This window comes from Streptomyces sp. WAC04114 (genome assembly GCF_019733245.1).
Taxonomy (GTDB): Bacteria; Actinomycetota; Actinomycetes; order Streptomycetales; family Streptomycetaceae; genus Streptomyces; species Streptomyces massasporeus_A.
This window is the reverse complement of sequence record NZ_JAIGQA010000160.1, coordinates 1-19110: the sequence shown is the minus strand read 5'-3', so window position 1 is coordinate 19110 and position 19110 is coordinate 1. Positions and strand designations below refer to the sequence as shown.

At 71.2% G+C, this 19110-nt stretch carries 17 protein-coding genes; 11 read left to right on the top strand and 6 right to left on the bottom strand.

The features are described 5' to 3' along the window. Together K4G64_RS30665 and msrA are read right to left on the bottom strand one after the other, a co-directional pair. Positions 1 to 1254: PEP/pyruvate-binding domain-containing protein (locus tag K4G64_RS30665; protein WP_308122535.1), on the bottom strand; the 1254-nt coding region annotated here is incomplete at its 3' end. A 963-nt stretch (positions 1255 to 2217) separates the two neighbouring features. Then, the gene (gene msrA, locus K4G64_RS30660) at positions 2218 to 2727 is read right to left on the bottom strand and encodes a peptide-methionine (S)-S-oxide reductase MsrA (RefSeq protein WP_190904212.1); all 510 of its coding nucleotides are present in this window, start codon (positions 2725 to 2727) and stop codon (positions 2218 to 2220) included. An 839-nt stretch (positions 2728 to 3566) separates the two neighbouring features. On the opposite strand from msrA, the gene K4G64_RS30655 reads away from it, so the two are divergent. From K4G64_RS30655 to K4G64_RS30615, 9 genes are all read left to right on the top strand, one after another. Beyond that, positions 3567 to 4079 carry a hypothetical protein gene (locus K4G64_RS30655; protein ID WP_260461193.1) on the top strand — a complete coding sequence of 171 codons (513 nt, stop codon included), beginning with the start codon at positions 3567 to 3569 and terminating at the stop codon, positions 4077 to 4079. 398 nt (positions 4080 to 4477) lie between these two features. Then, entirely contained in the window at positions 4478 to 6607 is a 2130-nt protein-coding gene (locus K4G64_RS30650) for a hypothetical protein (protein ID WP_221759195.1), read from the top strand. A 94-nt stretch (positions 6608 to 6701) separates the two neighbouring features. Beyond that, the gene (gene pelF / locus K4G64_RS30645) at positions 6702 to 8219 is read left to right on the top strand and encodes a GT4 family glycosyltransferase PelF (RefSeq protein WP_221759194.1); all 1518 of its coding nucleotides are present in this window, start codon (positions 6702 to 6704) and stop codon (positions 8217 to 8219) included. After that, positions 8216 to 9634 carry a hypothetical protein gene (locus K4G64_RS30640; RefSeq protein WP_221759193.1) on the top strand — a complete coding sequence of 473 codons (1419 nt, stop codon included), beginning with the start codon at positions 8216 to 8218 and terminating at the stop codon, positions 9632 to 9634. The genes pelF and K4G64_RS30640 overlap by 4 nt, the downstream gene beginning before the upstream one ends. Before the next feature lie 52 nt (positions 9635 to 9686). Continuing rightward, positions 9687 to 10688: a GDP-mannose 4,6-dehydratase gene (locus tag K4G64_RS30635; RefSeq protein ID WP_221759192.1), complete on the top strand. Its 1002-nt coding sequence runs from the start codon at positions 9687 to 9689 to the stop codon at positions 10686 to 10688. Between the two features lie 78 nt (positions 10689 to 10766). Beyond that, on the top strand, positions 10767 to 11480 hold the full coding sequence (locus tag K4G64_RS30630) for a sugar phosphate nucleotidyltransferase (protein ID WP_221759191.1): 714 nt from the start codon (positions 10767 to 10769) through the stop codon (positions 11478 to 11480). 7 nt (positions 11481 to 11487) lie between these two features. Next, positions 11488 to 12381: an NAD(P)-dependent oxidoreductase gene (locus tag K4G64_RS30625; RefSeq protein ID WP_221759190.1), complete on the top strand. Its 894-nt coding sequence runs from the start codon at positions 11488 to 11490 to the stop codon at positions 12379 to 12381. Beyond that, positions 12378 to 13040 (top strand): spherulation-specific family 4 protein, encoded by a 663-nt coding sequence (locus K4G64_RS30620; protein ID WP_221759189.1) that lies wholly within the window; start codon positions 12378 to 12380, stop codon positions 13038 to 13040. Before K4G64_RS30625 ends, K4G64_RS30620 begins: the two co-directional genes overlap by 4 nt. Further along, a complete protein-coding gene (locus K4G64_RS30615) occupies positions 13037 to 13882 on the top strand; it encodes an endo alpha-1,4 polygalactosaminidase (protein ID WP_221759188.1) in 846 nt (281 codons plus the stop codon). The genes K4G64_RS30620 and K4G64_RS30615 overlap by 4 nt, the downstream gene beginning before the upstream one ends. Positions 13883 to 14059: 177 nt before the next feature. On the opposite strand, the gene K4G64_RS30610 is transcribed toward K4G64_RS30615, so the two are convergent. Together K4G64_RS30610 and K4G64_RS40640 are read right to left on the bottom strand one after the other, a co-directional pair. Then, entirely contained in the window at positions 14060 to 14338 is a 279-nt protein-coding gene (locus K4G64_RS30610; RefSeq protein WP_102908353.1) for a GlsB/YeaQ/YmgE family stress response membrane protein, read from the bottom strand. A gap of 82 nt (positions 14339 to 14420) precedes the next feature. Continuing rightward, positions 14421 to 14924 (bottom strand): hypothetical protein, encoded by a 504-nt coding sequence (locus K4G64_RS40640; RefSeq protein WP_260461190.1) that lies wholly within the window; start codon positions 14922 to 14924, stop codon positions 14421 to 14423. 189 nt (positions 14925 to 15113) lie between these two features. Here K4G64_RS40640 and K4G64_RS30600 point away from each other — a divergent pair, with 189 nt between their 5' ends. Continuing rightward, the gene (locus K4G64_RS30600; protein WP_221759187.1) at positions 15114 to 15992 is read left to right on the top strand and encodes an NAD-dependent protein deacetylase; all 879 of its coding nucleotides are present in this window, start codon (positions 15114 to 15116) and stop codon (positions 15990 to 15992) included. A 92-nt stretch (positions 15993 to 16084) separates the two neighbouring features. Then, complete coding sequence (locus K4G64_RS30595) at positions 16085 to 16540, top strand: SRPBCC domain-containing protein (protein WP_221759186.1); 456 nt, start codon at positions 16085 to 16087, stop codon at positions 16538 to 16540. A gap of 8 nt (positions 16541 to 16548) precedes the next feature. Here K4G64_RS30595 and K4G64_RS30590 read toward each other — a convergent pair whose 3' ends face one another. Both K4G64_RS30590 and K4G64_RS30585 read right to left on the bottom strand, forming a co-directional pair. Further along, the gene (locus K4G64_RS30590; protein ID WP_221759185.1) at positions 16549 to 17064 is read right to left on the bottom strand and encodes a hypothetical protein; all 516 of its coding nucleotides are present in this window, start codon (positions 17062 to 17064) and stop codon (positions 16549 to 16551) included. Beyond that, positions 17049 to 19110: glycosyltransferase family 2 protein (locus K4G64_RS30585; protein ID WP_374206459.1), on the bottom strand; the 2062-nt coding region annotated here is incomplete at its 5' end. The genes K4G64_RS30590 and K4G64_RS30585, both read right to left, overlap by 16 nt.

Genomic DNA, 19110 nt, shown 5'->3' with positions numbered 1-19110 from the left:
GACGTGATCCGCCCCTATCCGGAGGTGGTGGCGTTCCTGCAGAGCGTCGAGGACGGTCTCCAAAGCGTCCCGGGTCAGGGGATCGCCCCTCCCCACGAGGTCCAGGAGTCCGGCGCGGCCCGAGGGTGTGGAAAGGGCTCGCGTGGCGTCGACGAACAGTCTCCCGCCGGCCTCGGTCATCGGCGCCATGGCCATCAGCTTCCACATGGACAGCCCGAGGGGCTTCATGGCGTCGGTCATCATCTGCTGATGACCGACGGAGACGTAGACGCGATTCCCCTGGTCGGCGACCTCGGGGATGGGGAACAGCGTCGTGACGGGCCGGCTCTGGACGATCTGGAAGTCGTCGTCGACCAGGCACCATTCGATGTCCTGGGGGCAGCCGAAGTGTTCCTCGATCCGCCGCCCGAGATGGACGAGCCGCACGACCTGAGCATCCGTCAGCGCGGGCTGCTCTCGCTGCTGCGCGTCGATCTCCACTTCCTGTGTTCCGCCGGCCGGCAGGGCGTGGACGGCGCGCTGTTTGGCGGCGATCGTCTTCGCGACGACTTCGCCGTGCCGCACCTTGAAGACGTCCGGGTTCACCAGGCCGGAGACCAGGGCTTCGCCGAGACCGAAGCCGGCGTCCACGGTGGCGACCTTCCGGTTGCCCGTGACGGGGTCGGCCGTGAAGAGGATGCCCGACGCGTGCGGGAAGACCATCCGCTGGACGACCACGGCCATGTCGACCGTACGGTGGTCGATGCCGTTGTGCTGACGGTAGGTCACGGCCCGCTCGGTGAACTGCGAGGCCCAGCACCGGCTGACGTGCCGGAGGATCTCCCTCGGCCCCACGACGTTCAGGTAGGTGTCCTGCTGGCCGGCGAAGGATGCCGTCGGCAGGTCCTCCGCCGTCGCGCTGGACCGAACGGCACAGGGGGTCTGCTCGCCGAGCCGGGAGAGCGCACCGGTGATCGCCGACGCGAGATCGACCGGGATGGTGATCCCTTCGATGGTCCGGCGAATCTGAGCACTGAGGGTGCCGATCGCCTCGCGGTCGTCGGGGCTCAGGCATGACAGCGGATCCAGCAGATCCTCGACCGACGGCGCCTGCGCCATGATCTGCCGGAAGGCGTGTGTGGTCACGCAGAAGCCACCCGGCACGCGGATGCCGTCGATCCGCGCCAGCGCACCCAGGTGCGCGCCCTTGCCGCCGACGAGCGCGAGCTGCATCTCGTCCACCTCATGAAGATCCAGCACGTACTGCTCGGTCATCGCGACACCTCCGCTTCTGCCGCACCGCTGATCGAGCACGTCTCAATCTCCGACACACGCACCTCGTGTCCCCGTTTCCGCAGGTAGTGGCTTCGGCCGATGATTCTGCGCCGAGACCCGGGCCTTGCCGCAAGCCCCCTGGTGCGCTATAAGTTAGGAGAGGCAAGGAGAGATCTCCTTGCCTTTGTGCGTTCCGGAGCCGGACCATATCGCCCGACCGGACCACGGCTGCCCAGGGCAGAGCTCTCTACGGAGCGGGTCGCCCCGACGGTGCGGGCAAGAGCACGCTGCTCAAGTTGATCGCGGGTGAACTCCGGCCCCGCACCGGCTCGTTGTCGGTCGACAGGACGCTGGGCTACCTTCCGCAGATCAACTCCTACCGGGGTGAGTCGTCGTCGTGTGTAGTGGCCCGCGTCCGCGGCCGTGCGCCCGGCGGGCCGATCACCGATCACCGATCACCGATCACCGATCACCGATCACCGATCACCGATCACATCCTGAACACCCTGCCCGCATCACCTATCAAATCGGTGATGATCCTACGCACCGCGAGTTCCAGGGGCTCACCCCGGCTACGACGCCGACCGCTGCCCGGCGCGTCAGACGGACGCCCATCTGAAGGCGGCGGAGGAGTTCGGCTGGGAGGAGACCCTGGTGCCCTCCGCCCCGGCATCCCCGGTGCGCAGTGTGGTGGGCAGACCCGGCTGACCGGCCCGGGTGAACCACGGTCGTACGCCATGCCCCCGCTTCGAACGAGGCCCGCCCCGCCGGGACCGCGTGGTCCACGTCGGCCGGTGAGCCTGGGCCGCGCGCCCGGTCACCGACCGGTCGTGCGGCGAGGTGATATCGAGGAACTCCTGGTCACTGGGCGACACCCAGGACCCATCGGCGGCACAAAAGGCACCTGAAACGACAGATGGCCGGGGAAGGTGTCACCCTCCCCGGCCATGTCGGCGTTCCGGACTAGCCGCGCCTGGGCAGCCGCCAGTTCGGGCGCGGGAAGTGGCAGGTGTAGCCGTCCGGATAGCGCTGGAGGTAGTCCTGGTGCTCCGGCTCGGCGTCCCAGAACGGGCCCGCCGGCACCACCTCGGTCACCACCGGCCCCGGCCACAGGCCGGACGCCTCGACGTCGGCGATGGTGTCCTGCGCGACGCGCCGCTGCTCGTCGTCGAGGTAGAAGATGGCGGAGCGGTAGCTCAGGCCGATGTCGTTGCCCTGCCGGTTGCTCGTGGTCGGGTCGTGGATCTGGAAGAAGTACTCCAGGATCGCGCGATAGTCGGTCGCGGTCGGGTCGAACACGATCTCGATCGATTCCGCGTGCCGTCCGTGGTCACGGTAGGTGGGGTGAGGCTTGTCGTTGTCGCCGCTGTAGCCGACCCGGGTGCGGATCACGCCGGGCAGCGACCGGATCAGCTCCTGCATGCCCCAGAAGCACCCACCCGCCAGCAGCGCCCTCTCCTCGACATCACTCATGGCGCATCACCCTTCTTACCCGTATCGGTCCCCATGAGACCAGCCTCGCACATGTACTCCGCTTACGCCGTCACCATCTCGACAGGTGATCGGGCCCGCGCGGAGTGACTGGACTCGGTGGAGTGAGAGCCGAGGCAGCACGCAGCCTTGAAGCCGTCCTGACGACGAGGGCGCGCATGCTCGCCGCCGACCCCGGGGCGAGCATGGCGAACATCGCTACGGTGGCGGGCGCGGACCCGCCGTACCATCTACCGGCGCTTCGCCTCCCGCGAGGATCTCATCGCCGCGATCTACGCCTCCCGCCTCGCCGCCGACGATGTCCGCGCCCGCAAGGACGCTTCCGTGCGCGAGGTCGACGTCTTCCTCGAACGCGCCACTCCCTCAGGGATGGGCGAGCACGCTCCTGACGCAGCTCATGCACCTCGCGTCCCGGCAGATGCCCGGACTGAGTCCCGCACAGGCGGCGGACGTCGGGGTCCACACGCTGCCGCGTGGCCCCGGGACGGCCCGACGGGGGCCGGTGGCGCACCGGCCGGAATTCGGCGGATGGCCGAGAATCCAGGGATGATCACGGGCGCCCGAGAGGCCTGCCGGATCCGATATGCGCCAATGCCAACTCCTCACACTGTGGAAGCAGACGACCACGTTCCGCCCACGCGGCGGCTTCCGGCAGGCGCCGACTGCCTGGGCGAACGCCACTTCTGCCGCACCTCCATACTTTCGACACACCTCGATCACGCCATGGGCACTTCCAGCCGAGTGGCCGACGGTGCCTTCCCCTCGGGGCAGACGCTCCGCCCGGCCCCTGCCTAGCCTCCCAGGCCATGCGATCACCCCTGATGAGACGTCTCGGCCTCAGTGCCGTCCTCGCCCTCGCCCTCGCCGTCTTCGGCCTGGCCCCCAGCGCGAGTGCGGCGGACCCGGCACCGGCAGAGCTGACCTTCGCCACCGACAGCGCGACCACCACGCCCGGCGGATCGGTCAAGCTGTCGATGACCATCAAGAACAACAACACCTACGACGTCTGGTTCGTGTACCAGACGATCGAGCCGACCTGGCTGACCACCCAGCGCCCCGACCTCAAGTACGGCTTCTCCGGGTGCAGTCTCACCACCGTCAACGGCCCCGCCCCGTGCGCCGGCACCGGCCCCGCCAACCTCGGCGGCAACTACGGCGCCACCATCCCGCCCGGTCAGAGCCGTACGGTCACCCTGACTCTGGACGTCGCCGCCGACTCCGGCTGCAACGGCAACATCGGCTTCTACTCGTACTTCTACGCCGAGTTCAGCGACTCCACGAACGTCAGTGGCGGGCCCGTGTACACGCCCGTGACCCGAGTGCTCTGCGCCTGACCCTCCGTCCGGAGCCGACGGCGATGACCTGAAAGCCTCCATGCCCGGGAAGTCGCCCCGGTCTGGACCACTGGCACTCCGACCGGCGGGCCCCACAGGCCCGCCGGTGCGTTGCTCAGGCTCCGGACCAGCATGCCGGGCCCCCGCGCCCACCTGCTTCGACGACCGGACGCGACCGGGAATGGCTCATTTCGCTTTCGGAAGCACCCCGTTCGACACCTGCGCTTTTCCGTCATGTTCCGCAACATGACCGCGAAATCTCCACACAGACATCACTATGTGACGCGAACGGATGCGTGACGAACTGGCTTCTGAGGGGGACGCCGGCGACACGCAAGGGGGTGCGTCCGCTCCACGGAGCAGTACTCACCCCTGCCACGGGGAGGGGACCTCACCGCATGAAGCGGACCACACGCACCACCGTGCTCACGGTGGGCGCGCTCATCGCCGCACTGGGCCTGCCGGCCGGCGCGGCACACGCCGACACCAAACCCCGCATCGATCTGCGGGTGCTGGTGGTGAGCGACGGCGGCCCGTCGACCGACGCGATAGCCGCCGAACTGGCCGCGGCGGGTACGCCGTACACCCGGATCGACCTCACACAGTCCGGCCGGACCGTGATCGACGCAGACTTCCTCGCGGACACCGTGGACGGCAGGCCGCGCGCCAAGTTCCAGGCCGTGGTGCTGCCCAGCGACAACCCGTTCCCGGCCGGCTCGTCCGAGATGGCGGCCCTGGCGGCGTACGAGCAGACGTACGATGTGCCCCAGGTCGACGCCTACACCTACGCGCGTCCCGAAGCCGGACTGCAGTACCCGGTCCACGGCGGCTACTCCGGCAGCATCGACGGCAGGCGGGCGGAGGTGACCGCTGCCGGCAAGGCGGGCCCCTTCGGCTATCTCGACGGGGCGGTGCCCTTCGAGGACAACGACCCGGCGATCGGCGAGAGTTACGCCTATCTGTCGAAGCCTGTGGCGGGGGCCGACTTCACCCCGTACGTCGAAGCGGCGATCCCCGGGCAGCCGACCAAGGGCACGCTGGTGGGCGAGTACCGGCACGACGGCCGGCGCGAGCTGGTCGTCACCTTCGTCTACAACCAGTACCAGCAGCAGTTCCGGCTCCTGGCCCGCGGCATCGTGGAGTGGATGACCGGCGGTGTGCACCTGGGCGCCTCACGGAACTACTTCGCCGTCCACGTGGACGACCTGTTCGCGGCGGACGACCGCTGGAACAGCCGACTCAACTGCACGCCCGGCGACGTCGACTGCACGGACCCGACGGCGACGCCCGACCCGATCCGGATGACGCCCGCCGACGTCGACCACGCCGTCGACTGGCAGAACAGCAAGAAGTTCACCTTCGACTTCGCCTACAACGGCGCGGGCAGCGTCGACCACCGCGAGGACAACAACGGCGCCGACCCGCTCACCGACCGGCTGATCGAACGCCGGGGTGAGTTCCGGTGGATCAACCACACCTACTCGCACCCCTTCCTCGGCTGTGTGCAGGACACGACCGTGGTGCCCTGGAAGTGCGCGACCAACGCCGACGGCAGCATCCGGTGGATGAGCCGCAACGACATCTCCGACGAGATCGCCATCAACCGGGTCTGGGGCCAGAGCGCCGGACTGCCGCTGGTGAACAGCGAGTTGGTCACCGGCGAGCACTCGGGCATGAAGGTGCTGCCGCAGCAGCCCGAGGACAACCCCAACCTGGCGCTCGCCCTCGACGACAACGACATCGCCTGGCTCGGCTCCGACAACTCCCGTGAGCCAGGTCAGCGCCGGGTCGGTCCGTCCACGACCGTGCCCCGCTACCCGATGAACGTCTTCTACAACGCGGGCCGGGCGGCCGAGCAGGTCGACGAGTACAACTGGCTCTACACCAGCCGCGCCCAGGGAGGCAGCGGCATCTGCGAGGACAACCCGGCCACCACCACGTGTCTGCCGGCGCCGCTGAACACCGCCACCGGCTATGCCGACCACATCGTGCCGCTGGAGACGCAGATCGCCCTCGGGCACGTCCTGGCCAACGACCCCAAGCCGCACTTCATCCACCAGTCGAACCTGGCCGAGGACCGCATCGCCTACCCCGTGCTCGACGGCGTCCTGGACGGCTACAAGGCACTGTTCTCCGAGGACACCCCGGTGGTGAACCTGCGGATGCGCGACATCGGGGCGGAACTCGAGCGCCGGGCGAAGTGGCAGGCCGCAGTCAGGGCCGGAGAGATCACCGCCTACCGCATCGGCGAAACGGTGACCGTCGACGCACCGGACGGACTGGCGGTCACCGCGACCCTGCCCACCGGAACCACGCTGGCCGGTGCCGCCTTCGGCGAGGCCTACGCCGGGTCGGTGTCCGGCTGGACGCCCTCGACGGGCGCGCCGCTCGCCCTCACCCTGCCGGCCTCCGCCGTGGCTCCGGCCCCCGACGCCACCGCCGAGACCGCCCCGGCCACCAAGCCCGCACCGGACACCCGTGTCCCCGCGGGTGTCACCGACCCGGTGGGTCGCACCACAGACGGCTGAACGGCGCATCCGCGCACGACCTGAAGGTCCCGGCCGCCCCACGGCGGCCGGGACCGGCCCGAACCACCCCACACCTCGGCCGTGGAGCACATCGATGCCCGTTCCTCAGGGCGCGCGACGTACCGGAGCGACGCGCGTCACCCTGCTCACCGAAGGCACCTACCCGCACAGCCACGGAGGCGTCAGCGTCTGGTGCGACCAGCTCGTCCAGGGCATGCCCGACCTGGCCTTCGACGTCATCGCCGTCACCGGCACAGGACGTGAGCCGGTCGTCTGGGACCTGCCCGCGCACGTCTCCAGTGTGCTGTCCGTCCCCATGTGGGGCGCCCCGCCCGAGGGCCGCCCGCCCCGGGGCCGGTTCCGCAACCAACTCGCCGCCGCCTACGAACGGTTCCTGGCCGCGCTGCTCGACCCGCGTGCCGAGGACGGGTTCGCGCCCGCCCTGTACGCACTGGCGCGGGCCGCGACGGACGGGACGCTGAGCCCTTTCCTGCGCGCGGACCGGGCGATCTCGATCCTGACCGCGCTGTGGAACCGCCCCGGTCTCGCCGTGCGCGAGGCGCGGCCGACCCTGCACGACGCGCTCACCGCGACCGCCCTGCTGGAGCACGCCCTGCGCCCGCTGGCCGCCCCGGCGCCCGAGAGCGGGGTCGCACACGCGGTGAGCGGCGGGGTCGCCGTCCTGCCGGGCCTGGCCGCCCTCGAACAGCACGGCGTCCCCCTGCTGTTGACCGAGCACGGGGTCTATCTGCGCGAGCGCTACCTCGGCTACCGCACCGCGCCCTACCGCTGGCCGGTGAAGGCCGTCGTCCTCGGGTTCTTCCGGCTGCTGGCGCAGGAGAGCTACCGCCGGGCCGCCCTGATCACCCCGGGCAACCGCTACAACCGGCTGTGGGAGGAGGAGGGCGGCGCCGACCCGGCGTCGATCCGCACGGTCTACAACGGCGTCGACCCCGCCGCGTTCCCGGCGGCCGGGCCCGAGCCGGACTCCCCCACCCTCAGCTGGGCCGGCCGCGTCGACCCCATCAAGGACCTGGAGACCCTCATCCGGGCCTTCGCCCTCGTCCGTGACCGGCTCCCGCACGCTCGGCTCCGGCTGTTCGGCGGGACCCCGCGGGGCGGAGAGGCCTACCGGGAGCGCTGCGAGGCGCTGGCCGCCGAGCTCGGGCACACCGACGCCGTCACCTTCGAAGGACGCGTCGACGACATCAAGGACGCCTACGCCGCCGGGAACGTCGTGATGCTCTCCAGCATCAGCGAGGGCTTTCCCTTCACCCTGATCGAGGCCATGTCCTGCGGCCGGGCCACCGTCTCCACCGACGTGGGCGGTGTCCGCGAGGCCGTCGGAGACACCGGGCTGGTGGTGCCCCCACGCGATCCGGCGGCGATGGCCGCGGCGGCGCTGGAGCTGCTGGGGGATCCCGGGCGGCGCAGGGCGATGGGTGAGGCGGCCCGACTGCGGGTCATCGAGCAGTTCACCCTCCGGCAGACCATTGACACGTTTCGGTCCGTCTATCTGGAACTGGCCCACCCCAGGAGGGAGTTGACGATCGTGCCGACGTTCGGAGCGTCCGCGCCGGTCGTCCACGGCACCGGAAGCCTCGCCCTGTGAGCGGGCCGATGTCCCTCGAACCCGGTGGCGCGGAGCAGGACACGCTGGCCATCCGGCTGGCCCGCCCCCGCCCGGCGCGCCGCCGGCCGCGCTGGGCCCTGGACGACACCACGCTCGCCATCCGGCTGCCCCGGCAGGGCCCCGACGAGGAGGCGGTCAGTGAACTCGCCGCCGAACTCGCCGACCGCATAGGCCCCGCCGTCCACCCCTACGAGGTGGCGGCGCTGCTGGAGGCGGAGGGACTGTCCGCTTCGCTGATCAACGAACGCTACGGCCACCCGAACCTGTTCTCCCTGGCCGCCGCCCTCTACGAGCGGGTGCCGCGTACCTTCCCCGAGCCCGCCCCGGCGGCCGACCCGTGGCGCCCCGACACCCTGCGCTGTCTCCTGCGGGGCGTGCTGTTCGCCCTGCCGGGGCTCGCCTACCTGCTGACCGCGCCGCTATGGAGCGCCAGCGGGTACGCCCCCGCCCTCATCGTGGCCGGGCTCGTCTCCTGGGCATGGGGTCAGGCGCTCGGCCACCGCGCGCACCTGCGGATGGCGACCGGCCGCCGGGAGGCGGGCCGTACTCTCCTGCTCGGCGCGCCCATGGGAGCAATGGTGGCCACGGCGGTCGCCGCGCTGCCCGCCGACGGCGGACCGGTGACCCTGGTGGCGGCCGCGCAGTCCGCGTACCTGGCGGCCGCCGGTGTCCTGCTGGTGCTGGGCCGGGAGCGGCTGCTTCTGGCCGCGCTCAGCCCGCTGCTCGCGGGTGCCGCCCTCCTGCCGTGGTGGGAGCCCGGCCCCGCGCTCCGGGCCGGGCTGCCCTTGCTGGCGCTGCTCGCCACGCTCAGCGTCACCGGCTGGGTCCTGCGGGGCGCCCTCGCCGTCCCGGCGGTCGCCGACGCGACCCGGCCGCGGCTGCTGTGGTCGCTGCCGTACGGCCTGTTCGGGCTGGCCGCGGGGGTGCTGGTGCTGTTGGAGGGGCGGGAGGAGCCGTACGCGGTGATCGTGCTGACGCTCAGCATGGGGCCGGCGGAATGGCTGCTGTACCGCTACCGGGGGCTGTCGGTCGCCGCGCTGCGGGCCACCGCCACGCCCACCGGGTTCCTGCTGCGCTCGGCCGGCGTCCTCGGTTTCTGTCTGTTCGCCTATCTCGCGCCGCTGCTGCCCGCGGCCCTGCTCACCGGCGCCGACCCGGCCGCCCTGCTGCTGCTCGCCGCCGTCCTGTGGACCGCGCTGCTGCTCCAGGCGTTCGGGGCGGCCTGGTCGTCGGCCGGGATCTGCCTGGCTGCGGCCGGCGGGGCCGGGTCGGTCACCCTGTTCCGCCTGCCACCGGGCGACGCCCTGGCTCTGCCGCTCGCCTGCGGCGCCGCCGCCCTGTGTCTGGCGGCGTGCGCGCTGTGGCTGCTCGGCCGCCCCGCACCGCACGCCTGAGCCCCACCCCCCCTCTCCGCCCGCATCCCACCCAACCGAAGGGACACCGCAGTTGACCTCCGCACCGCTCGCCGCCGTCACCGGAGCCGAGGGCTTCATCGGCTCGCACCTCACCGAGGCACTGGTCGCCTCCGGACACCGGGTCAGGGCCATGGCCCAGTACAACTCCTTCTCTTCCTACGGCTGGCTGGAGACCCTGCACCCGGACGTGCTGGACCAGGTGGAGATCGTCCTCGGCGACGTCCGTGACCCCGGTTCCGTCCGCGGCCTCCTCGAAGGCGCCGACACCGCCTACCACCTGGCCGCCCTGATCGCGATCCCGTACTCCTACCAAGCCCCGCACAGCTACGTGGACACCAACGTCACCGGCACCCTGAACGTGCTGGAGGCCGTGCGCGCACTCGGCACGCCCCGGCTGGTGCACACCTCCACCAGCGAGACGTACGGCACCGCGCAGACCGTGCCCATCACCGAGGACCACCCCATCAACACCCAGTCCCCGTACGCCGCTTCGAAGGCGGGCGGGGACCGGCTGGCCGACAGCTACCACGCCAGCTTCGACACCCCGGTCGTCACGCTGCGGCCCTTCAACACCTTCGGGCCGCGCCAGTCGATGCGCGCGGTCATCCCCACCGTCATCGGGCAGGTCGCCGCCGGGGAACGCACCATCACCCTCGGCGACCTGCGCCCCACCCGGGACTTCACCTTCGTCAAGGACACCGCGCAGGCCTTCCTCGCCGTGGGCACCGCGCCGGCCGGGCAGGTCGTCGGCCGTACCTTCAACGCCGGGACCGGCGGGGAGATCTCGGTCGGCGACCTGGTCGCGCTGATCGGCAAGGTGATGGACACCGCCCTCGACGTCCGCGAGGACACCGCCCGCATCCGTCCCGCCAACTCCGAGGTGATGCGGCTGGTCGCGGACGCGAGCCGGCTCGCCGCCGCCAGCGGCTGGCGGCCCGCGCACACCCTGGAGGAAGGCCTGGCTGCCACCGTGGAGTTCTTCCGCGACCCGGCCAACCTCGCCCGCTACAAGACCGGCATCTACAACATCTGACCCCGCGCAGCGGATCTCGTCCGTCACGACCGCGCACGTCCGCGCACGTCCACGAAGCGTTCACGAAGGAGGAGCCCCATGCACGCAGTGATCCTGGCGGGAGGCAAGGGCGTCCGGCTGCGGCCCTACACCACCGCGCTGCCCAAGCCGCTCGTGCCCATCGGCGACCAGCACGCCATCCTGGAGATCGTGCTGCGCCAGTTGTCCACGGCCGGTTTCACCAGCTGCACCATCGCCATCGGCCACCTCGGCGAGATCATCCGCGCCTATGTCGGCGACGGCTCCCAGTGGGGCCTGGCCGTCGACTACGCCACCGAGGAGAGCCCGCTGGGCACCATGGGCCCGCTGCTCAACCTGCGCGACCGCCTGCCCGAGACGTTCCTGGTGATGAACGGCGACGTCCTCACCGACCTCGACTACGCCGACGTCCTGCGCCGGCACCGCGGGTCCGGGGCCCCGCTGACCATCGCGACGTACGCCCGCAAGGTGCACATCGACTTCGGGGTGCTGACCACCGACTCCAGCAAGGTCGTCGCGTTCACCGAGAAGCCGAGCATGGACTACCGCGTCTCCATGGGCGTCTACGGCCTGTCCCGCACCACCCTCGACGGCTACACGCCCGGACTCCCGCTCGGTTTCGACGAGTTGGTGCTCGACCTGCTCAAGACCGAGAACCAGCCGCACGCCTACGAGTTCGACGGGTACTGGCTGGACATCGGCCGCCCGGACGACTACGACCGGGCCAATGCCGAGTTCACCACCCGCAAGTCGCTTCTGCTCAAGGGAGCCTGAGCACGTCATGCGCATTCTCGTCCTGGGCTCCACCGGCTATCTCGGCGCTCACGTCGCGCAGCGGCTGCGCGCCCTGCCGGGCGCGCAGGTCCTCGTCGGCGGCCGGTCGCCGGCCGCCGATGTCGACGTCGACCTCGCCCGCATCCGCCCGGAGCAACTGGCGAAGGCCCTCGCGTCGGCCGCGCCCGACACCGTCGTCAACTGCGCGGGCGCGACCGGCGGCGACGCCGTCACCCTCGCCGAGGTCAACGCGCGCGGTCCCGCGGTGCTGTGCGCGGCCCTGCGCGAGGCGGCGCCCGCGGCCCGTTTGGTGCACTTGGGCTCGGCCGCCGAGTACGGCCCCGGCACGCCGGACATGCCGGTGACGGAGTCGGCGGCCACCCGCCCGGTCGGCCCCTACGGTGCGACCAAGCTCGCGGGCACGGTCGCGGTGACCGCCTCCGGCCTGGACGCGGTGGTGCTGCGGGTGGGCAATCCGGTCGGGCCCGGAGCGCCGTCCACCGGGCTGCCCGGCCGGATCGCCGCGCTGCTGCGCGAGGCGGGACCCGACCCGGAGGCGGTGCTGCGGCTCGGCGACCTGTCCGCCCACCGCGACTTCGTCGACGTGCGCGACGTGGCGCGGGCGGTGGTCCTCGCGGCCACGGCTCCGGGCCCGCTGGCGCCCGTCCTCAACCTCGGCGGGGGCCGGGCCGTCCCGGTGCGCGACCTGGTGCGGAGTCTGGCCGGCCTGGCCGGCTTCCGGGGCCGGATCGAGGAGAGCACGGTGGGTTCGGCCCGCTCCGCGCAGGTGTCGTGGCAGTGTTCGGACATCTCCGCCGCCGAGGAGGCCCTGGGATGGCGTCCGGCGCACTCCCTCGACGACGCGCTGGCGGCCCTGTGGGAAGGCGGCCGTGTGCCGTGAGCCTGCTGATCCCGCTGTACGTCCATCCGGCCGAGGACCCGGGTGCCTGGCACCGGCTGATCACCGCGGCGACGGGCACCTACGGTGTCGTTCTCAACCCGGCGAGCGGTCCGGGCGAGGTCCCCGACCCCGCGTTCACCGCGGCGGCCAGTGCGCTGCGGGCGGCGGGGGCGCGGCTGCTGGGCTATGTCGACACCGACTACGGGGTGCGCGACCCCGCGGAGATCACCGAGGACATACGTCGGCACCGCGAGTGGTACGCGGCGGACGGCTGTTTCCTGGACCGGGTGACGGCGACGGCGGACGGGCTGCCGGCCTGCCGCCGGCTGGTGCGGACGCTGCGTCGGCTGGGCGTGGGGACGGTCGTCCTCAACCCTGGCGTCCACCCGGCGCCGGGATACGCCCGCCTCGCCGACCTGACCGTCACCTTCGAAGGTCCCTGGTCGACGTATGTCTCCGCCTTCAGTCGGCCGGGGTGGGCCGCACGGCATTCCCCCGAGCGGCTGTGCCATCTCGTGTACGGCGTGCCCGAGGCGCTCGTTCCGCTGGCCGTTCGCACGGCGCACGAGCGCGGGGCGGCGGTCTGCGGTCCCGTGACGGGTGAACCACCCAACCCGTGGGCCCAGTTGACTCCGGCGCTCACCGGGGCCGGCCGATGAGCGGGCGCGGGCTTTCCCGCGCGGCCCTGCTGATCGCGTTGACGGCCGTGGCGCTGACGGGCTGTTCCGGCAGCGCCGAGCCGCCCGGCGACGCGCGCGGGGAGGCGCACGGCGGGGCGCACGATACGGCGTCGCCCTCGCGGGCCGTGTGGAAGCCCCGTCCGGGTCTCGCCTGGCAGTGGCAGCTCGACGGCAGGGTCGACGCGTCGGCAGACGTGCCGGTCTACGACATCGACGGCTTCGAGAACTCCGCCGCGGACGTGGCCCGGCTGCACCGCGCGGGGAGGAAGGTCATCTGTTACGTCAACGTGGGGGCGTGGGAGGACTTCCGGCCCGACCGGAAGGCCTTCCCCCGTTCGGTTCTCGGCGAGCCCAACGGGTGGTCGGGCGAGCGGTGGCTGGACATCCGGCAGTTGTCCGTCCTGCGCCCGATCATGGAACGCCGCTTCGACATGTGCCGCGGCAAGGGCTTCGACGCGGTGGAGCCCGATCTGGTGGAGGGCTACGGCAACGACACCGGCTTTCCGCTCACCGCACGTGACCAGCTCAGGTACAACCGCATGATCGCGGACATCGCCCACGAGCGGGGGCTGTCGGTGGGGCTGAAGAACGACCTTCCTCAAATCCCCCAGCTTGTCCGGCACTTCGACTTCGCGGTCAACGAGGAGTGCGCCCAGTACGACGAGTGCGGTGCGCTCTCCCCGTTCATCGCTGCGGGCAAGGCGGTGTTCCACGTGGAGTACAAGGAGCCGCGGAGCAGTTTCTGTGCCGAGTCCCGTCGGCTGAGGCTGTCGTCGATGCGCAAGGAGCCGGAACTCGGGGTGTGGCGGAGCCCTTGCTGACAACGCGGTAGTCCTGGCTACCCGTGGGGCGCGAAGTCGGCCAGGGTGAGCGCCGAGTGGGCCGGGCGGCCCGTGGCGGAGGGCATAGCAGACCCTGAGGGCGCCCTTCCCGTGCCTATGGGAAGGGCGCCCTCAGGGTCTGTCTGGGTGTACTCGGAGGCGTCTGCCTGCGTCGGGTCAGGCGTGACGGTGCGAGCGTCGGTTGCCGGTGACGACGCGGTACAGGGCGAGCAGGATGAGGGAGCCGACGATCGCGGCGATCCACGTGGACAGCTCGAAGAACCCGTCGATCGAGTCCACACCAAAGATGACCTTGCCGAGCCAGCCACCGAGCAGACCACCGACGATGCCGATCAGCATGGTGATGATGATGCCGCCCGGGTCCTTGCCCGGCATCAGCGCCTTGGCGATCGCGCCGGCGAGGAGCCCGATGATGATCCAAGCAATGATGCCCATGGTGTCTCCGCTTCGTCGTATAAGGATTCTGTTAAGTCATCGGGTGCGCCGATCTCGCCCGTCCAAACGTCTCCGTCCGATATCAGCTCTCCAGGCTTTGCTGCGAAGCCGGTTGACGGGTGGTCCGATGGGGACCGCCGAGGGCGGCGATCTCGCGTACGGCCTCCGCGACGGCCGGGGCGCCCCTTCTTGAGATCGAACCGTGGTTGCCGGTGACCTTCACGCTGTCGATGTTCGCGTTGCGAGCGGGTCGAAGGTGATGTGCCGCCATCCCGGCCCCAGTTCGGCCAGGGTCCCCGACCGGCATCATGTCGGTCCAACTCGCCTGCTTCGGGGAGGTGTTGTCGTTCTCCACATCCTGGACGGTCACGGCTTCGGCGATGCGGAAGTCGCCCTTCTGGGTGCTGATCTCGGCGGGGCCGCCCAGGATGTCGTCGGCGAGCAGGGTGAGGCGGGCGCTGCTGGCCTCGTCGAGCTTGACGGTGAACTCGACGGATCCTGAGTTGCCGAGGATGCGGTTCTTGGGCGCGGGGGCCTCGATCCGCCGGACGCCGCCGTGGCGGGTGACCGGAAAGCTACGTTGCATTCACGTTGCAGGAAACAGCTCCGTTGCGCACAAAGTCAGTCTCCGCAGGCACAAAGCCGTGATTTCATTGCAACGATCCGGCCACCCAACGCAAAAACATCATGCGTGCTGTTGCGATGAAGTGAAGATGAACGCTCCGCGCACCGCATCGGGAGCCGCCGACGGGCCGTTGTTCCGTACCCTGGCGGCATGCGCATGCGCCCCACCCTGAGCTGGACCCCTGCCGGGGACCTGCCGCCGGCGACCACGGATCTGGAGCCCGTCGTCGATGCGCTGCGCGCCGGTGGAGTGCTGGTGCTCAGCGGAGCGGGTATCTCCACGGAGTCGGGCATCCCCGACTACCGGGGCGAGGGCGGGAGCCTGAGCCGGCACACACCGATGACCTACCAGGACTTCACCGCCGACGTCCGGGCCCGACGACGGTACTGGGCCCGCAGCCACCTCGGCTGGCGCACCTTCGGCCGGGCCCGCCCCAACGCCGGCCACCAGGCCGTGGCCACCTTCGGGCGGCACGGTCTGCTCTCGGGTGTCATCACCCAGAACGTGGACGGCCTCCACCAGGCCGCGGGCAGTGAGGACGTCGTGGAACTCCACGGAACCCTGACCCGGGTCCGCTGCCTCTCCTGCGGCGCCTTCAGCCCGCGCCACGAACTCGCCCAGCGACTGGAGGAGGCCAACCCGGCGTTCGAACCCGTGGCCGCCGGAATCAACCCGGACGGGGACGCCGACCTCACGGACGACCAGGTCGGGGGCTTTCGCGTGGTGCCCTGTACGGCGTGCGGCGGCACGCTCAAGCCGGACGTCGTGTTCTTCGGCGAAACCGTTCCGCCGCAGCGGGTCGCGCACTGCCGTGAGCTGGTCCGCGCGGCGACCTCGGTGCTGGTCCTCGGCTCCTCGCTGACGGTGATGTCCGGGCTTCGGTTCGTCCGCCAGGCGGCGCAGGAAGGCAAGCCGGTGCTGATCGTCAACCGGGATCGGACCCGGGGTGACCAGCACGCCCTCACCAGGGTGTCCCTGCCGCTGGGCACGGCCCTGGGCACCGTCGCCGACCGGCTGGGCATCGCCTAGCCGTCGCCCCGTCCCACAGGGCTCCTCACCGCTCGGGTCCATAGACTGGGCATGACGGTCCTTCCCGGCACATTCGGTGGAAGGTGAGCGCGATGGCACAGGTCAGCGAGCTGAGAGTGCGCCTGCGGCGCGCCCTGGACGGATCGTGCCCGGCCGTGTTCCGGGAGCTGACCGATCCCCGGGAACTGGCCCGCTGGTGGGGACCGGACGGGTTCACCATCCCGAGCGTCGAGAGCGACCTCCGCCCGGGCGGCGCCTACCGCATCGCGATGCGGCCCCCGGAAGGTGAACTGTTCTACCTGGTCGGCGAGTTCCTCGAGGTCCAGCCCCCGGAACGCCTGGCGTACACCTTCCGCTGGGAGGATCCCGACCCCGAGGACCGGGAGACGGTGGTGACACTGTCGCTGCACGAGATCGACGCCACGCGGTCAGAACTGGTCCTGGACCAGGGCGACTTCACCTCGGAGCGGCGGCGGGCCCTCCACGAGGAAGGCTGGAGTCAGAGTTTCGGCAAACTCGCGGAGCTGCTCGCCTCGCAACGGGATTGACCCGCGGGTCAGTGCCCGGCGGCCGCTTTCACCAGGGCGACGGCCACACCGATCGCGGCGTCCACGAGGCCCGCCACCAGGGCCGCCAGGACGCCGCCTCCCATGCGCAGCCCGCCCACGCAGCCCCACAGGAAGAGGGAGACCACGCACACGCCCGCCGCCGCCAGCAACGCGGCGTGCAGCGTCAGGACGTCCAGTGCGGCCAGGGCGATCAGCACGGACGGGCCCGCGGCGCAGGACAGCAGCGGGCTGCTGACGTACAGCATGCGGCGCAGCTCAGGGCCGGTGGCGAGATGCCGGTGGACGGTGCGGTGGGCCTGCTGGTCGGCGACGAGCGCCGCGAGCCAGAGGCCCAGAGCGGTCGTCAGGACCGTGGCGACGGCGCCGAGTGCGCTCACCTCGCCGAAGGACAGACCGACCACCACAGCGATCATCGTGATCGTCGCGTAGATGCGTTCCTTCAGACGGTCCGCCAGTACACCGGCCTCCGCGCCGGGCGGCACATCCGCTAGCCGGTCGTCCACCGGCTGATGCCCCTCACGCGGCGGAGGGCCGCCGCCGTCAGCCTGACCGGTGCCACGCGCAGCACCAGGGCGCCCCTCCGGCCGCCCGGGAGCGGCTTGGCGTAGTAGGGGCGGCCGAGACGGGACGCGCGAAACCACCGGGTGCCGGACAGTTCCCTCGCGGGCGGAACGGGGATGCGGCTGCCCGGGTCGTCCGTGCGGAGGGTCAGCGTCCACCGTCCTGGTCGCAGTGTCCCCACCGGTAGGCGGGCGGTGAAGGCGGGGCTGCCGTCGCATGCGTACACCAGGGGCACCTCGCGCACCGAGCCCGCGTCCTCTTCGGCGCGCAGGGCGGTGACGGGGCGGCCCGCGGCATCGTCGGTCAGTCGGCCGCCGACGACGAGGGTGGCGGGTGCCGAGGTGTCCCAGGCGATCCCGGTCACGCGGCAGACCGGAGCGACCTCGGCTTCCCGGAGATCCAGGGAGAAGTGGCCGTGGGGGGTGAAGAAGGGGCGTGCGGTAGTGAGGCCGTGCCCGGGCCGAGGACCGGGGGCCAGGTCCCGCTGCGGTGGAGCGTGCCGCTCGCCACTGGCGTCCGTGCGGGCCTGCCGGAGCCTCACGGCTCGGCTCACCCCCTGGGCGCGGACGTCCAGGTAGAGGTCCCAGCGGCCGCTGCCGAGCGGGGCGCCCGAGTCCACGGTGGCCAGGTCCACATCGGCCGTGAAGCCGGTCGCGGCGTCCTGGCCGTGGTGCGGGCCCGTGTCGACGGTCACGGGTACTTGGATGTCCGGGTGCCGGAAGCCGCTCGGGCGCAGGAGGAGACGGGTGTCGGACTGGAGGGGGCCGAGGGACTCGATCCGGGCGTGACCGGAGAGCCGGAGCACATCACCGTCGCCGGTCCAGGCGGCTTCGGCCAGTTCGTGGTGGACCGGGATGCGGCTCGTGACGTCGAAGCAGACGTCCGGGACGGCCTTCGCGGGGTCACGGAAGAAGGGGTGGGCCCAGTAGACGCGGCCCTTGTCGACGACATGGCCGCGCGCCGCGTCCTCCTTGGCGTGCCGGGCCACGGTCATGAGGTCCTCGAAGCGGTCGGCGCGCAGGAGGTGGACGATCAGCCGGTCCTGCGGGGCGATCGACTGGAAGACACCGTCGCTCACGTAGTTCCGCGCCCAGTGCCGGAACTGCGGGTAGAAGAACTCCCGTGCCTGCTGTTCGCTCTCCCGGGGCAGCAGCGCACGCAACGGCCCGCACAGTTCCCACTCCACGTGGCGGCGCATGATCCGGTCCTGGCGCGGTCCGGGCTCCAGGTAGCGGGCGACCGTTTCGAAGCACAGCCGGGTACCGTCCATGCGGTGGACGAGGTCGGCCGCGGTACGAGTGAGGTTGTTGCCATTATGGCGGTTGCGTGAGTAGTAGCAGTCGTAGTCGGCGACCACGGAGATGCCGTCGGCGTTGAGGTAGGCGGCAGCCGTGAACGGCTTGTCCTCGCAGTTGCGGTACGGCGGGAACCTCAGGTTCAGCCGTTCGATCAGCGAGCGCCGGAACAGCTTCCAGCAGCCCAGGGTGCGGTAGGCGGCGGAGGAGAAGACGTCCGTCCGGGGCTGGTTGTGCGAGAAGACCGCGGTCGGCACGGCTCGCCCGCCGACCGACACCATCTTGCCGAGGACCACGTCGGTGCCGTTCTCGTCCGCCATGGCGACCATCCGGCGCAGGGCGTCCGGACCGAGGTAGTCGTCGGAGTCGAGGAAGAAGACGTAGTCGCCGACGGCCCTGTCCAGGCCGGTGTTGCGGGGGACTCCGGCCCCTCCGCTGTTCGGCTGATGGACGACCTGCATGCCGGAACGGGTCCGTGCGAGGCGGTCCAGTTCTTCTCCGGTGCCGTCGGTCGAGCCGTCGTCGACCGCGATGATCTCGATCTCGTCCGGACTGAGCGTCTGCTCCATGACGGAGGTGACGCATCGCGTCAGTTCCGGCATCGCGTTGTACGCGGGGATGATCACGCTCACGCGGGGAGGGGTCGTACGGGACATGGGGTGCTCCGGGCCGTGGGGTGGTGCGGTGCTGGGG